Genomic DNA, 16,020 nt, shown 5'->3' with positions numbered 1-16,020 from the left:
CGGGATCGGACCCGGGGTCGGGGTGGGCTCAGGCATGCGCCCGTGCGCGTTCGGTCATCGTGGCTTCTTTCCTCCCGGTAGGGCTCGGCGCAGGACCTCGGCGAGGTGGACGCCCCGGTTGTCGGTGCCCTGGGCGATCTGCGTGCGGCAGGAGAATCCGTCGGCGAGGACCAGCTCGTCGTCGTCCGCCGCGCGCACCTTCGGGTACAGCTCGCGTTCGGCGCAGCCCTGCGAGACCTCCCAGTGGCCGGTCTCGAAGCCGAAGTTGCCCGCCAGGCCGCAGCATCCGGCGCCGATGACGTCGGGGTCGACGCCGAGCCGCTCCAGCACGGCGAGATCGGGGTCGTAGGACCCCTTGGCCTCCTGGTGGCAGTGCACCTGGGCGATGGCGGGAAGGTCGAGCTTCTCGAACGGCCAGTCGCCCTCGTGCGCGGCGACCAGTTCGGCCAGCGTCACGGTGCTGCCGGCGAGCCGTTCGGCGTACGGGTCGTCCGGCAGCAGCTCGGGCGCCTCGTCCCGCAGCATCACCGTGCAGGACGGCTCCAGCCCGACGATCGGCAGGCCCGCGTCGAGTGCGGGCCGCAGAATGTCGAGGGTCCGCCGCAGCACCTGCCGGGTGACGGTGAGCTGGCCGGTGGAGTGCCAGGTCAGCCCGCAGCAGACGCGGCCCGGCGGGATCAGCACCCGGTAGCCGAGCGCCTCCAGCACCTCGACGGCGGCCTGCCCGGTCTCGGGCGCGTGGTAGTTGGTGAACGTGTCGGGCCAGAGCACGACGGTTCCCGCGCGTCCCGGCTTCGGTCCCTGGTGCGTCTTACGGAACCAGTCGCGCAGCGTCGGCGAGGCGAACCGGATCATCTCCCGGCGCGGCTCGATGCCGCCGGCGCGCTTGACGAGCGAGGCGACCCGGTCCACCGACAGCACCGCGTTCGCCGTCCGGGCCGCACCGGGGACGCTCGCCACCAGCCGGGACCACAGCGGCAGCCAGCCCATCGAGTAGTGCGCCATCGGCCGGAAGCGGCCCGCGTAGTGGCGGTGCAGGAACTCGGCCTTGTAGGTCGCCATGTCGACGTTCACCGGGCAGTCGTTCGCGCACGCCTTGCAGGACAGGCACAGGTCGAGCGCCTCCAGCGCCTCCTCCGACCGGAAGCCGTCCTTGATCGTCTCGCCGCGCAGCATCTCGGCGAGCACCCGGGCCCGGCCGCGGGTCGAGTGCACCTCGTCCCGGGTGACCTTGAACGAGGGGCACATCGAGCCGGTGTCCAGGTTGCGGCAGGCGCCGACGCCGACGCAGCGGTGCACCGCCGCGGCGAACGAGCCGCCGTCGCGGGCGAGCGCGTGCACGGGGGTGATCTTCAGGGCGTCGCGGCCGGGGCCGGGGCGCAGGTCCGCGTCCAGCGGCGCCGGGTCGACGATCACACCGGGGTTGAGCACGCCGTCCGGGTCGAAGGTGTTCTTGAACGCGCGGAAGGCCCCGAGCAGCTCGGGCGAGTACATCTCCTTCAGGAGCTCGGACCGGGCGCGGCCGTCGCCGTGCTCTCCGGCGACCGATCCCCCATGGGACATCACCAGGCGCGCGGCGTCGGTCATGAAGCTCCGGTAGACCGCGAGGCCCTTGGGTTCTTGCAGGTCGAAGTCGAGCCGGAGGTGCAGGCAGCCCTCTCCGAAGTGCCCGTACGGGACGCCGCGCAGCCCGTGCTCGCCCATCAGCCCGTACAGGTCGCGCAGGTATCCGGCGAGCCGGCCGGCGGGGACGGCGGAGTCCTCCCAGCCCGGCCACGCCTCGCTTCCGTCCGGCAGGCGGGTCACGATCCCGGAGCCCGCCTCCCGGATCCACCACAGCGCCCGCATCTCCTTGGGGTCGTCGACGACGACGGAGGTCATGCCGGGCGCCCGTTCGCGGACGACCTCGGCCAGGGCGTGCGCGGCGTCGCGGGCCTCGGCCGCCGTGTCGCCGCCGACCTCGCAGTACAGCCAGCCGCCGCCGGGCGGCAAGTTCGACCCCGCGTCCGCGCGGCCCGGCTGGAGGCGCAGCGCGGTGAGCAGGTCGGAGGCCATCCCCTCCACGGTCAGCGCCCCGGCGGCGGCGGCGAACGGGGCCAGCTCGGCGGCGGTGTACACGTCCTCGAAGCCGAGGACGGCGAGAGCCCGGGCGCCGGGCACCGGGACCAGCCGGACGGTGGCCTCGGTGACCAGCCCGACCGTCCCCTCCGCGCCGACCAGGGCCTTGGCCACGTCGAAGCCGTTCTCCGGCAGCAGGTGGTGCAGCCCGTAGCCGGCCACCTGCCGGCTGAAGCGGCCGAGCTCGGTGCGCAGCGGCCCGAGGTGCGCGTCGCGGAGCGCGGTCAGCTCGGCGTCGACCGCCGCGTCGCCGGACGTCCCCGGGCCGGCCGCCAGCTCCCGGCCGCCGGGCAGCAGCATGCGGACCGCCTCGACGTTCGCGGAGGTGATCCCCCAGGCCACGCTGTGCGACCCGCAGGCGTTGTTGCCGATCATCCCGCCCATCGTGCAGCGCGAATGGCTGGACGGGTCGGGACCGAAGGTCAGCCCGTGCCGCCCGGCGGCGGCGCGCAGGTCGTCGAGCACCACGCCGGGCTCGACGACCGCGGTACGGGAGTCGGGATCGATCGATTTGATGCGGGTCAGATGCCGGGAGGTATCGACGAGGACGCCGGTCCCGACCGCGTTGCCCGCGATCGAGGTGCCACCGCCGCGCATGGTCAGCGGCAGTCCCTCCGCGGCGGTCAGTTCCAGGATCCGGGTCAGATCCTCGGTCGAGCGGGGTTCGGCGACGGCCACCGGCACCTGCCGGAAGATCGAGGCGTCGGACGAGTAGGCGGTACGCGTGGTCAGGTCGGTGCGAAACACCCCAGGGAGCGCAGCGGCCAGCCGGTGAGCATGATCAGACACGCCCCCAGCGTAGGTGCCCGTCCCCCACTCGGTAAGCGCGTAGCCGCAGGAAGAAGCGGTGTTTTACACGGGAAGCCCGAAGCCGGCGCACACCACCCGGAAGCCGGGTTCGTCCGGCCCGAGTGCGTTCAGGACGTTCTGCAGGACGGGACCGTCGTTGAATATCCCGACATGCCCGACGAAGTCCTGCGGGCACTGGTCCTGGATCAGGATGTTGCCGGGCGCGAGCGCGACGAACCGGCGGACCTTGGCCGCGCCGGTCGAGGCCAGCACCTGGTCGACGAACGCGCTCATCACCTGCGCCGAGGCGGGAATGTCGGCCATCCCGCCGATCCGGTCGGCCGAAAACGGGGCCATGCCGTAGTTGAAGGCGAAGACGCGGTAGTCCGCGTTGGCGAGCATCGGGGACAGCACCGCCCAGTCGGCGCCCATGTTGACGAAGGTGGCGCGGGCTCGCACGACCAGTCGTTGGCCCCGGCGACCGCGTCCGGATGGGAGAAGAAGTTCTCCAAGGCCACACCCACATCGCCGACCGGATACTTATCGGTATCCGCACCCGCCGGGGCCGGTCCCGCGATCGACGCGGCGCCGAGCCCGAGCGCCAGAGCCGCCGAACCGAACCCGCGCCGCACCGCCCGCACTGCCCGCGCCGGGTCCGCAGCGCTCCGCCTCGCCGGTGCCGCAGGTACCGCCGGTGCCGCCGGAACCGCCCGTGCCGCCGGTGCCGCAGGAACCGCCCGCGTCCAATAGACGGCAAGAGGGGCCGACGAGCACGCCGATCCGTCACCCTACGCGTTCACCAGAACGCATCGAGTGCCGGACGCGGCGTCGTCAACCCCCAACGAGCACCCGCCCCAGCGAGGACGAGCGGTGGATCCCGGTCACACCCGGACGGCGGCGGCCTGCCCTTCCCGCCCGGCGCGCCGGATCAGAGTCGCCCGGCTCAACCGTCGCCCCGGGCTCCGTCCCGGATGCCGCCCACAAACGCGCGCCACTGCGCCGGATCGAGAACGAGCGTGCCCGCAGAGTGATCATGCGAGTCGCGAATCAGCACCGACGGTCCGAGCGCCGCCACTTCCACGCACTCGTCACCCGGCGCGCTCACACTGCTCTTGCGCCAGTTGAGTTCCGGCCCCCGAATTGACTGATAGACCATCCAGCAACCTCCATCCATTGCTGGTGGGCGCGGTCTCGCCAACCGATCGGACAAGAGCACCCGCCCACCCGAAGTCAAGCAGGGCATAACAAACCACGACCTTGTGGAAATTTTCCCGATCACGAGTGTAAACGGTTCTAGTTATCCCGCCTACACCGGGAACACAAGATCACTCTCCGTGCTATGTGGCCCGCTCGCCTTATGGATGTCCGATACGGCGGTCACCTCCGGATGGGTCGGACGGGAACATGAAGATCGGGTCGTCGAGGACCGGGCCGGTGCCGGACGGCCCGGCACAAGCACCCGCGGAGCCGAGACCGGCGGCACCCGCGACACCCGCGGCACTGGCGGGGGTGCCGGGTTCGCCGGGTTCGCCGGGTTCGTGGGCCGCCCCGGTCAGGCCATCAGCTCCTCGGCCGAATTGCGGATCAGCTCGATCGACTGGTCCGCGGGGAGCGCCTCGTCGAAGAGCGACTCGAAGCTGTCCCGGTACTCGGAGATCCGCGGGTCGTCGCCGGTGATCAGGGAGCTGCTGCCGGGCCTGCCCTCCAGGTAGAGGAGGTCCCCGAGGCCGCCCTCGAACTCCAGGACGGTGAACGGCCCGTGCACCCCCAGGTGCGCGCCAACGCTGAACGGCAGGACCCGGACGGTCAGCTCGTCGAGCCGCTCCGCGGAGTCGGCGATGTGCTTGAGCTGGTTCGGCATGATGACCGGGTCGATCCCGATGCCCACATGCCGGCGGATCACGGCCTCGTCGAGGATGTAGTACTGCCGCGGCGGGCTCTCGCGGGCGGCGAGCTCGCGCTGGCGCTGCATCCGCAGCCTCGCCCCGAACGCCTGCGCCGTCGAGCTGACCATGCCGGTGGCCAGGACCTCGGCGTACTCCTGCGTCTGGAGCAGCCCGGGGACCACCGCCCCGTGGAAGTGCCGGATGAACGAGGCGCCCGCCGAGTAGCCCACGAAGCTCAGGAGGGTGTCCTCGAACTCGCCGCGGTAGGCGTTCCACCACGCGGGCTCGCGCGCCCCGCGGGCCAGGGACTGGAGCCGCTCCTGCCGGCTCTCCGAGGTCACCCCGTAGGTCGTCAGCAGTGCCTGGAGGTCGGTCCTGGTGATGGCGTTCTTGCCGCCCTCGACCCGGATCAGCTTGGACGGCGACCACTCGAGCGACCGCGCGACCTGCTCCTGCGTCATCCCCTTCTCTTTGCGGAGCCGGACGAGCTCGGTTCGCAGCAACGCGCTCTGCACGATGGGTCCCTGGTCACTGGCCATAGATATCGCTCGCTCTGAGTTGTCGGTGCTATGGACTCGCCTGCCACATGGCGTTCGGGGAGCTGGCGAAGTAGAGGGCGCCACACCGGCACGTACCTCCGCCCCACGGGGCCGAGAAGTCCCGGGAACTGCCTGCTCAGGTGCGCCATATCAACATCGCCAGCTTCTACGGTGCTGCATGTCGACGGACTATGTTGTACCGTGCTAGGTAGCAGATTAGCAGGGTTCGCATAGACATAGTGCACCCTGCCTGCTGGAGGCACAGAGATATGACGCTGGGTCAGGGGCCGGCCGGCGCACGGCGGCCCGCGCATCCGGCGAGACGCAGGAGACGCACGACTCAGGAGGTCGAAACGGACGCCGATCATTCGTCATTTCGACACAAATAAATAGAGCCGCCCCCCGCCACCCGCCGATCACAGGTTGCGAGCCGAGAGAATCGGCGGAGCGCGGGGAGCGGCTCCTCGGGACCCTTGGGAGCGCTTTCCCCGGCCCGTCGAACTGCGCCGCGACCATGCCGCTGCACCGTTCTGACCAGGTAAAACAATCCCAACGGCCTCCCCCAGTCTAACCGCGATCACGCGGTTCAGGCCATAGGTGGCACGACTTCCTCCCCCGGACGGTCCCCCTCCGGACACCGCACGACAATGGATCATTTCGGCGGGAGACGTGTTCCGCGACTTGGGGTTCTCGACATGTCAACTGACCGCTTTCGTCCCCTGACCATCAACGGCCACCCCGCAGACCACACGTCAGCAGCAAGGCATGACGCGGCGGTCCCCGCCGTCCGGCCCTCCGCCACCGCGGAGCGGGCCGCGGCGGGCGAGGACGACGCCGCCGAAGGGAGGGCGCGATGATGGCCGGCCCGGTCCATCGGCACGACCCCGACCTGATCACCCGTGCGCCCCGGCACGCTCCGGACGCCGTCCACCCGCCCCAGCTCCTCCGCGACCGCGCACACGCCCAGCAGTGGCCGGCCCAGCCCACCGCACAGTCCGGCACCCAGCCCGCCGCCCGGCACCCCGTCCAGTCCGTCCAGCCCGGACGGCCCGGTCAGCCCGCCGGCCAACCCGCTGAGCCCACCGTCGCCGGCCAGGCCGGTGAACCCGGGCAGGCCGGCCTGCCCGCCGTCCACCCCGGCCAGCACGTCCAGCCCTCGCCGGCCGCCCCGCCCGTCCAGCCCGCTCACTGGGAGCCGCACACCGGGCAGCCCCGTCCCATCCGCTTCTGGTCCGCCCTGACCTCCGTCGAGCAGGCGGCGGTGGCCGCGTCGGCGGCGCTGGAGGCGTTTCCCGCCGGGGACGTGCTGTGGCACGAAGGGCAGTTCGCCGACCATGTCCTGGTGATCCGCGCGGGCTGGGTCAAGATCTGCGTGCGGCGCGCGGACCACGACCAGATCATCGCGATGCGCGGCCCCGGTGACCTGATCGGGGAGCACGCCGCGCTGTCGCTGCCACGGCGCTCCGCCACCGTCATGGCGCTCGACGACGTCCACGCTCTCCGCCTGCCTGCGGCGGAGTTCACCGCGATCCTCCAGGCCCACCTGGGCGTCCTCGCCGTGCTGAAGCGGCAGACGTGCGACCGCCTGATCGAGGACCTCGGCCGTCAGGCGCCGTTCGGCGAACCGCACACGCTCTACGACGGCGCGCAGGCGCTGTACGGGGAGCGCCCCGGCGCTCCCTACGCGCTGCCCTCGTGGGGGCGGGCGAGGGCGCACGTCGCCCTGACCCCGGGGTCCTCGCGCACCGCCGAGGCGCGTCCGGCACCGTCGCCGCCGTGCTCCTACCGCGCCTCGCCGATGCCGTACGTCGACACGGCCTGGCCCGCGCGCGCATCGGCCGCTCCGGTCGCCGCGCGTCCCGAGTGGGACGGGCAGATGTGCTCCGTCCTGTACACCGACATCGCGGGATTCGGAGGCCCGCACCGCAACGACGGCGACCGCCGGACCGTGCGGCGGGTGATGTACGACCAACTGCGCCAGGCGTTCGAGCGCTCCGGGCTGTCCTGGGACGCCTGCCACCGCGAGGACCGCGGCGACGGCGCGCTCATCGTCATCCCACCCAGCATGCCGACCCGGTCGATCGTCGCCCCCATGCTCGCGCTGCTCACCGCGGGACTGCGGCTGCACAACCACCAGGCCGGCGCCGCGGTCCGCATCCAGTTGCGCGCCGCGCTGCACGTCGGCCCGGTCGAGCGCGACGACGAGGGCGTGTCAGGCTCGGCCATCATCCACACCGCGCGGCTGCTGGAGGCGCAGATCTTCAAGGACTGGCTGGCCCTCTCCCAGTCCGACCTCGGATTCATCGCCTCGGCCTTCGTCTACGAGACGGTCGTCGCACAGGCCCCCGGCCAGGTGGATCCGGCCGAGTACCACCCCGTCCGCTGCAAGGTGAAGGAGTCGGATCTGACCGGCTGGATGTACCTCTCCCAGGCCGTCGTCCCGCCTCCGCCACCTGAGATCACCACAACGGTCTGAGCCGTCCGGACGGAGCACGCCCGACGAGAACCACGACGGGGACGGGGACGGGGACGGGGAGAGAGTCGGGACGGGGTCAGTGGTCGGCGCCGTTGTTCCGAGGGATGCTCAGGACGAAACGGGCGCCGCGGGGGCTGTCCTCGATGGTGAGGCCGCCCCCGTGCGCCTCGGCGATCTGCCGTGCGATCGGGAGGCCGAGGCCGGTGCCGTTCGCGTCCCGTTCGCGTCCCTCCCTGAGCCGGGCGAACCGCTGGAAGACCATCTCGCGGTCGCCCGGCGAGACGCCGACACCGTCGTCGGCCACCTCCAGGACGGCGGTGTCCCCCTCGGCGCGGACGGTGATGTCGATGCGCGAATCGGCGTGCCGTTCGGCGTTGTCGAGCAGGTTGGTGAACAGCCGCACCAGCTTCAGCCGGTCGCCGCGCACGGTCACGTTCTCCTGGACGTGCGTGACGATCCGCTTACTCCGGTCCGCCCTGGCCAGCTCGATGGAGGCCAGGGCGGCCAGGTCGACCGACTCCTCGCCGGTCCACGCCTCGGCGTCCAGCCGGGCCAGTTCGAGCAGGTCGGTGACGATCGCCTGGAGCCGGTCCAGGCTTTGCAGCACCGACCGTCCGGTCTGCGGCCAGTCCACGTCGTCGGGGTACAGCAGCGCCTCCTCCAGTTGCGCCCGCGCGGCGGTGATCGGACTGCGCAGGTCGTGGGAGGCGTCGGAGGTGAAGCGCCGCTGCCGTTCCAGGGCGGCGTCGAGGCGGTCCAGGGTGGCGTTGGCGGCCTCGGCCAGCAGCCGGATCTCGTCCCGGGTCTCGGGCACCGGCACCCGCCGGCCGGACTTGGTCGCGGTGATCTCGGTCAGCTCGGCCCTGATCGCGTCCACCGGGGCGAGCGTCTGGTCCACGGTCCGCCAGGTCCGCAGCGACACCAGCAGGGTCACCAGCAGCCCGATGCTGATCAGGAACACGCACAAGGGACCGCTGACGTACCAGGGGATCGCCCGGTCGGCGACGTAGACGGTCCAGTCGCCGTCCGGCTCGTACACCCTGAACGCGATCACGTTCATGCAGCCGTCCAGGCCGGTGGGCGGGCAGAGCAGCCGCTGGTCGTACACCCGGTCGGGAGGCGGCTGGAACGAGGCGACCGGCCGGTCGCCCAGCCCGCCACTGTCGGCGAGCACCCGGCCCTGGGGATCGATCACCTGGAGGGCGGAGACGCCCCTCGGACGCAGGGTCCGCGGCAGCCGTTCGCGCTTGAGCAGGGCGACAACCTCCAGCGCGGCCTCGGTGGCCCGCTCCCGCTTGTAGTCGGCCGCTCGGCCGCGCACCCCGGTGGTGATCAGCACGCTCACGACGACACAGATCACTGCCGTGATCGCGGCGGCCATCAGGGTCATCCGCACCCGTATGGACCATGTGCGCCGTCCGTTCACCCGACCTCCCGAAGGTGAGGTAACCACCCGGGCGGCATCTGTCCGGCCTTTGTGAGGGATCAAGGGGCCCAAGACAGGTCAAAGATATGGTTCGGACGGTCACGGTCCCGGTCGTTCCCTCCCCACCGACCAGCCCGGCCGCCTTCGCGAACCCCGGGCACCACTCCCGGCACGACCCCCGTCAGGCCGCCTCGGCCCGGTGGACCGGCCGACGTCCCGCCTGCCGCGCCGGCTGGAGTCCCGCCTTCCGCGCGGTCGCCCGGGACCCCTCGTCCAGCACGGTGCGGAGGACGTCCGGCTTGTTGCTGATGACGCCGTCCACGCCGAGCCGCAGGACGCCGCGCATGCCGGACGGATCGTCCACGGTCCAGGTGAGGACCTCCATGCCGAGCGCGTGCACGCTCTCCACCAGCGACCCGGTGAGATCGGCGGACGTCGGGTTGATCTGGTCGGCGAACTCCGCCAGGCCGGGCAGCTCGGCCTCCGTGGGCGTGCCGATCAACCCGACCGGGACGGCGGGCAGCAGCGCGTGGAAGCGGCGCATCGAATCCCAGTCGAACGACTGCACCACCAGGCGCCGCCCGAGCGGGTCGGGATCCAGCCAACGGGGATTCCGGCGCAGCTCGGCCGCGATACGCCCTTCGATCCCGGGATAGAGCGCCGGACTCTTGATCTCCAGCAGCAGCCCCGGCCCGGCCTCGGGCACGCCGCGCAGCGTCTCGCCCAGCGTGGGGATCCGCTCGCCCTTGAAGCGCGCGTCGAACCACGACCCCGCGTCCAGTCTCCGGATCTGCGCGAGCGTGAACGAGGACACCGTCCACGGCGCCGCGCCCGGGAAGACCTTCTCCACATCGGTCGTCCGGGCCAGGCCGGTGTCGTGCACGACGACCAGCTCGTGGTCCTTCGTCTCCTGCACGTCGAGCTCGAACATGTCCACGCGCTGGGCAGCGGCCAGCCGGAACGCCGCGATCGTGTTCTCCGGCGCATACGCGGACGCCCCACGGTGCGCGACCCCCGCCACTCCGGCCCACCCCGGCGCGGGCGGCACCGGCACCGGGGTGGGCGCGGGAACGATCGGCCCGGGGCGCGCGACGGCGGCCGTGGCGGTGCCGCTCATGGCGGTGATCGCCGTGGCCGCCACGACAGCGGCGATGGAAGGACCGGCCCATCGGAACATGGTCACCTCTCAAAGCTGGGAGAAAGCCGTCTCTCACCTTTGAGGTGCCCAATGTCCCCAGAGTGACGAACCAGTGGCGGACAGTAAAAATTGCGCGATCAGCCGGGCGCCGTCCCGCGGACTCGTCCGGTGACGCTCAACCAGGCGAACCCGAACCGGCGGCCTTCGGGTCTGTGAGGTCGTGATCGGCATCGCCCGAGTCGGCGACGGCGTCGGCCGGGCGGGTGCCCTTGGCCGCGCGGGAGAGCATCAGGGCGCCGACCAGGAGCCTGCGGGCACCGCGGCGCCGGCGGCGGGCGAGCGGCCGGGGAAGGCGGATCCGCCGGGTGGACGGGTCGTCGCCGGGGACCGGCACCGGCTCGGCGTCGGTCGGCGGGCGCGGGACGGCGAGGCGGGTCTGGCGCTTGCGTCCCCGAAGTGTCACCGACTTGCCCAGGTCCCACTCCTCGACCTCGGCCAAGTGCGCGAGGTCCAGCACGGTGGACGAGGCGAGCACCCGGCCCGGCGCCCCCTTCGCCAGATCGCTGAGCCGGGCCGCCTCGTTCACCGGATCACCGATCACGGTGTACTCGAACCGCTGCTCGGCGCCGATGTACCCGGCGACGACCGGGCCCGCGGACACGCCGATCCCGGCATCCAGCATCGGGACCTCCGCGCGCAGCCGCAGGGCGAGCTCGCGGGCGGCACCGAGCACCGCTCCGGCGGGGTCCTCCAGTTCGGTGGGGGCGCCGAAGATGGCCAGCGCGGCGTCGCCCTCGAACTTGTTGATCCATCCGCCATGCCGTCCCACCATGTTCACCACCACGCCGAAGAACGCGTTGAGCAGGCCGACCACCTCGTCCGGGCTGCGCGTCTCCGCGAGCGTGGTGGACCCGGTGAGGTCGACGAACAGGACGGCCACCTCGCGGGTCTCGCCGCCCAGCGTGATGTCGCCGTGCTCGAGGGCGAGGCCCGCGACCGGCTCGCCGACGTGCCGGCCGAACAGGTCGCGGAGCCGCGCGTGGTCGCGGAGCCCGGCGACCATGTGGTTGAACCCGGCCTGGAGCTGGCCGACCTCGCTGGCGTCGTAGACCGCGACCTCGGCGCCGAGATCGCCCCGCTCCACCCGCGCCATGCCCGTGCGCACCGACTTGATCGGGTCCGCGATCGCCCGGGTGGCCATGTAGGTGACCTGCACTCCGACCACCAGCGCGGCGCCGCCCAGCCCGAGGACGGTGATCGCGAGCTGGGTGGTCTGGATGCCCGGTGCGGCCAGCGCCGCGATGGCCACGCAGATCAGGCCGAACACCGGGATCGCGGTGCCGAGCGCCCACGCGAGCATCACCCGGGTGGTGACGCCGGGCAGCCGGATCCGGCGCGGCTGGTCGCTGGCCAGCACCAGCGCCGCCGCCGGGCGCAGCAGCCGTTCGGACAGCAGGTACACGATCGTGGACGTCGTCATCGCGCCGAGCAGGCAGGTCAACCCGGTCTTCACCGCGAGCCGAGCGGTGAACAGGGTCAGGTCGAGCGCCGCCCAGCCGACGGCGCCGACCGCCCACAGCGCACCGACGAGCAGGGTGAGGCGCAGCGGGCCGAGCAGCACGGCACGCCCTTGACCGCGGTCGGGGATGCCGCCCTCCCGGACGAGCCGGACGACCGGCCGCCACAGGCGCAGCCCGAGAGCCAGCGCGACCGGCCCCGCGGCGATCGGGTAGCTGAAGAACGCGATCGCGTTCACCAGATGGACGTGGCCGCGGTCGTCGAGCGGCGGGTCGGGCACCACGAACGTCGCGAACAGCAGCACGACCAGGGATCCGGTGAGGTTGGCGACCACCACCACGACGAGCAGCACCCACCGCACCCGGACCTCGAGCATGGTGCGCGGCACCCCGGGCAGCTGGTCCAGTCGTGCGCCGAGGTTGCGCGCCACCGCCCTGCCGCTCACATGTGCCTCCCGTTCAGGAGGTCCGCGGCCCGCTTCGGCTGCCGGACGACGTCAAGGACATCTCACGATAGATCGCATCAAGGCGCACCGCCCGGATGACGGGTCATTATGTCGACCCCCCACAGCACACCACCGAGCCCGCCCCGCCGCCACTGCGGACCGTCCGCCCCGCCCCTCGACGAACCACGTTCTCGGGTAGGATTCCCGTCATGGGATCACCTGGCTGCTACTACCCCATCGAGCTGAGGTACTACATCTAGCCTCCCGCGCTGACGCACGACGTTCCTGACGTCGCCGTCCCGCGGTAGAGGCGTCTCGCGCCGCCGTCGTTCCGAACGGCGCTCAGCGAGTTCCTCTCCTGGCCCGACCCGCTGCCGGGTTGTTCCCCTTCTGTTTCCGTCGTACTGACGCCCACACCCCTGTCCGCATTCGCGAATGCGTTTCGCAACGCAGGGACGACGGGCAACGCGTCCGCGCCGTCAGCACGATCCCTGGGCGACTCCCGGTGAGCGGTTCCGTTTCCTCACCGCCCACCCGGTCCCGCGCGGGCCGGGCCTGAACACCTGGAGGTCGCATGACCCGCCATCGGCAGACATCACAGCTCACGCTCAAGGACGTCGCCAAGGGATACGAGGGGCACATCGTGCTCGACCGCGTGTCCCTCACCATCCGGACCGGGGAGAAGGTCGGCGTCATCGGCGAGAACGGCTCAGGGAAGTCGACCCTCCTCCGGCTGATCTCGGGCGCGGAGGAACCCGACGCGGGCGAGGTCACCGTCGCCGCACCGGGCGGGGTCGGGCATCTCGGGCAGACGCTCGGCCTGGCCCCGGACCTCACCGTGTCCGACGCCGTCGACCACGCGCTCGGCGATCTACGCGACCTGGAGCGCCGGATGCGTGAGGCCGAGGCGTCGCTGGCGGACGCGTCCCCGGACGAACTCGCCGCCTACGGCGACCTGCTCGCCGCCTACGAGGCGCGCGGCGGCTACGAGGCCGACGCGCGCGTCGAGGCCGCGCTGCACGGCCTCGGCCTCGGGCACATCGCGCTCGACCGTCCGCTCGGGGGACTCTCCGGCGGGGAGCAGTCCCGGCTGGGACTGGCCTGCGTCCTTGCCGCCGCACCCGAGCTCCTGCTGCTCGACGAGCCCACCAACCACCTGGACGAACGGGCCGTGACCTGGCTGGAGGAACGGCTCCGGGCGCACCGCGGCACCGTCGTCACCGTCACCCACGACCGGGCGTTCCTCGACGGGTTCGCGACCGCGATCCTCGAAGTGGACCGCGACCGGCACTCGGTCGTCCGCTACGGCGACGGCTGGGACGGCTACCTGGCGGGCAAGGCCGTCGCCCGGCGCCGCTGGGAGCAGGAGTACGCCGACTGGCTCGCCGAGATCGAGCGGCAGACCGAGCTGGCCGAGTCCAACGCCGCACGGCTCAGCGCGATCGGGCCCGTCGCCCGGGAGCAGCGCGTCACTGGCCACCGCCGTTCGCACGAGGGCGGGGTGTCCGCGCTGATCCGGAACGCGCGGGAGCGGTTGCAGCGGCTGCGCGACGCCCCCGTCCCCCGTCCGCCCGACCCGCTGCGCTTCGCCGCGCGGATCGAGGGCGGCAAGGGGGACGGCCTCACCGCCGAACTCGCCGCGGTACGGGTCGCCGGCCGTCTCGACATCGAGACGTTCACCCTCGCGCCCGGCGAGCGGACGCTCCTGACCGGCCCGAACGGCGCCGGGAAGACGACGTTCCTGCGCGTCCTCGCCGGCGATCTCGCGCAGGACCACGGCAAGGTCAAACGTCCCAAACGGATCGGGTACCTCCGCCAGGAACTCCCGGCCGAACGCTCGCGGGGCAGCGTGCTCGCCGCGTTCGCCGAGGGGCTCCCGGGCCCGCCCGACGACCACGCCGACGCCCTGCTGGCCCTCGGCCTCTTCCGGGAGCGGGACCTCCGGCGGCCCGTCGCGGTCCTGTCCGTCGGGCAGCGCAGGCGGCTGGAGCTGGCCCGCCTGGTGACCCGTCCGGCCGACCTGCTGATCCTGGACGAGCCCACCAACCACCTCTCGCTGTCCCTCATCGAAGAACTGGAGGCCGCACTGGACTCGTACCGCGGTTCCCTGCTCGTGGTCTCACACGACCGCCGCTTCCGCAGCGGCTTCACCGGCACCCGCGCCGAACTCCGCGACGGACGCCTGGTCGGCGCCGCCTAGCAGCGCGTCGGGGCGCCCCGGTCAGGCCGGGGCGCCCCACTCCGCCTCCGCCTCAGTCGGCGAGGCTCTCGCCGACCGGCTCGGTCGCCGTCGGCACCTCGGCCCGGCCGGGCCTGGTCCCCATCAGGACGGCCCATCCGACCAGGATCACCGCCAGCCAGCCGGCCATCACGTACAGCGCGACCCGGGTGTCGTGCTCCCACGCGATCGTCACGGTGACGAACACGAAGAAGGCCAGAACCATCCAGTTCGTGTACGGCGCGCCCGGCATCCGGTACGACGACTTGGGCAGGAGCCCGGCCGACGACCTGCGCCGATAGACCATGTGAGCGACCAGGATGACCGTCCACACCAGGATCGCGCCGCCGGTGGACACCGAGGTGATGTACTCGAACGCCTTCTCCGGCACCACCGCGTTGACCACGACGCCGATGCCCATCACCAGCGCCGAGATGACCACGGTCAGCACCGGGACCCCGCGGCCGTTCAGCCGCGCGAGCGCCTTCGGCCCGTCCCCGTTCACCCCGGCGGTGCGCAGCATCCGCGACGTCGAGTAGAGCCCGCCGGCGTTGCAGGACGACAGCGCCGCGGTGAGGACCACGAAGTTGACGATGTCCCCGCCGCCCGGGATGCCGATCTTGTCGAAGGCCAGCACGAACGGGCTCGCGCCGCCCTTGAACTCGGTCCAGCTGACCACCGAGAGGATCACCAGCAGCGACCCCAGGTAGAACAGCGCGAACCGGATCGGCAGCGCGTTGATCGCCCGCGGGATGTTCTTCTCCGGGTCCTTGGCCTCGCTCGCGGTCACCCCGACCAGCTCGACACCCAGGTAGGCGAACATCACCATCTGGAGCGTCATCAGCATCGGGCTGAGGCCTTCGGGGAAGAACCCGCCGTGCGACCACAGGTTGTCCACCGAGGCGGTGTCCCCCGCGTCGCTGAACCCGAAGACCAGCACGCCGATCCCCACCAGGATCATCATCACGATCGCCGCGACCTTGATCATCGCGAACCAGAACTCGAGCTCGCCGAAGAGCTTCACCGAGATCATGTTGACCACGAACAGCACCACCAGCGCGACCAGCGCCGTCTGCCACTGCTCGACACCCGGCCACCACTTCTGGATGTACTTGCCGGCCGCGGTCAGCTCCGCCATGCCCGTCGTCACCCAGATGATCCAGTACGTCCAGGTGGTCGCGTATCCCCAGAACGGCCCGAGGAACTCCCGCGCGTACCCCGCGAACCCCCCCTCCGCCCGCCGGTAGGTGAGCAGTTCGCCGAGCGCCCGCATCACGAAGAACAGCATCACCCCGGCGACGGCGTACGTCAGGATCAGGCTCGGCCCCGCCTTGGCGATGTTCTCCCCGGCCCCGAGGAACAGCCCGGTGCCGATCGTCCCGCCGATCGCCAGCATCTGGACCTGCCGGGTCCCGAGCCCCCGCTGATAGCCCTCCGTGGAGGTCGGTTCATCCATATGTCAGGCCT

The 16,020-nt window shown here is 71.8% G+C and carries 10 protein-coding genes; 2 read left to right on the top strand and 8 right to left on the bottom strand.

From position 1 onward, the window contains the following. Positions 1-54: 54 nt before the first annotated feature. The 4 genes from OHA34_RS25615 to OHA34_RS25600 all read right to left on the bottom strand — a co-directional run bounded on the left by OHA34_RS25615 (position 55) and on the right by OHA34_RS25600 (position 5,308). Positions 55-2,907, bottom strand: coding sequence for an FAD-binding and (Fe-S)-binding domain-containing protein (locus OHA34_RS25615; protein ID WP_329519143.1), 2,853 nt, complete (start codon positions 2,905-2,907; stop codon positions 55-57). Between the two features lie 63 nt (positions 2,908-2,970). Beyond that, entirely contained in the window at positions 2,971-3,366 is a 396-nt protein-coding gene (locus tag OHA34_RS25610; protein WP_329519142.1) for an esterase/lipase family protein, read from the bottom strand. 484 nt (positions 3,367-3,850) lie between these two features. After that, positions 3,851-4,063, bottom strand: coding sequence for a DUF397 domain-containing protein (locus tag OHA34_RS25605; RefSeq protein ID WP_329519141.1), 213 nt, complete (start codon positions 4,061-4,063; stop codon positions 3,851-3,853). A 396-nt stretch (positions 4,064-4,459) separates the two neighbouring features. Continuing rightward, the gene (locus tag OHA34_RS25600; RefSeq protein ID WP_329519140.1) at positions 4,460-5,308 is read right to left on the bottom strand and encodes a helix-turn-helix domain-containing protein; all 849 of its coding nucleotides are present in this window, start codon (positions 5,306-5,308) and stop codon (positions 4,460-4,462) included. Positions 5,309-6,185: 877 nt separating this feature from the next. Here OHA34_RS25600 and OHA34_RS25595 point away from each other — a divergent pair. After that, a complete protein-coding gene (locus OHA34_RS25595; RefSeq protein WP_329519139.1) occupies positions 6,186-7,808 on the top strand; it encodes a cyclic nucleotide-binding domain-containing protein in 1,623 nt (540 codons plus the stop codon). A gap of 76 nt (positions 7,809-7,884) precedes the next feature. Here OHA34_RS25595 and OHA34_RS25590 read toward each other — a convergent pair whose 3' ends face one another. From OHA34_RS25590 to OHA34_RS25580, 3 genes are all read right to left on the bottom strand, one after another. Continuing rightward, entirely contained in the window at positions 7,885-9,198 is a 1,314-nt protein-coding gene (locus OHA34_RS25590) for a sensor histidine kinase (protein WP_285940075.1), read from the bottom strand. Between the two features lie 217 nt (positions 9,199-9,415). Continuing rightward, positions 9,416-10,411, bottom strand: a complete 996-nt coding sequence (locus OHA34_RS25585; protein ID WP_329522447.1) for a glycerophosphodiester phosphodiesterase — start codon at positions 10,409-10,411, stop codon at positions 9,416-9,418. Positions 10,412-10,547: 136 nt separating this feature from the next. Then, positions 10,548-12,335, bottom strand: coding sequence for an adenylate/guanylate cyclase domain-containing protein (locus OHA34_RS25580; protein WP_329519138.1), 1,788 nt, complete (start codon positions 12,333-12,335; stop codon positions 10,548-10,550). A gap of 574 nt (positions 12,336-12,909) precedes the next feature. On the opposite strand from OHA34_RS25580, the gene abc-f reads away from it, so the two are divergent. Continuing rightward, the gene (gene abc-f / locus OHA34_RS25575) at positions 12,910-14,535 is read left to right on the top strand and encodes a ribosomal protection-like ABC-F family protein (RefSeq protein WP_329519137.1); all 1,626 of its coding nucleotides are present in this window, start codon (positions 12,910-12,912) and stop codon (positions 14,533-14,535) included. A gap of 52 nt (positions 14,536-14,587) precedes the next feature. Here abc-f and OHA34_RS25570 read toward each other — a convergent pair whose 3' ends face one another. After that, entirely contained in the window at positions 14,588-16,009 is a 1,422-nt protein-coding gene (locus OHA34_RS25570) for an amino acid permease (protein ID WP_285939062.1), read from the bottom strand. Positions 16,010-16,020 lie beyond the last annotated feature (11 nt).

This window comes from Spirillospora sp. NBC_01491, from assembly GCF_036227065.1.
Taxonomy (GTDB): domain Bacteria; phylum Actinomycetota; class Actinomycetes; order Streptosporangiales; family Streptosporangiaceae; genus Spirillospora; species Spirillospora xylanilytica.
Note: the sequence above shows the minus strand (reverse complement) of the source record. Positions and strands in the feature narration are given on the sequence as shown.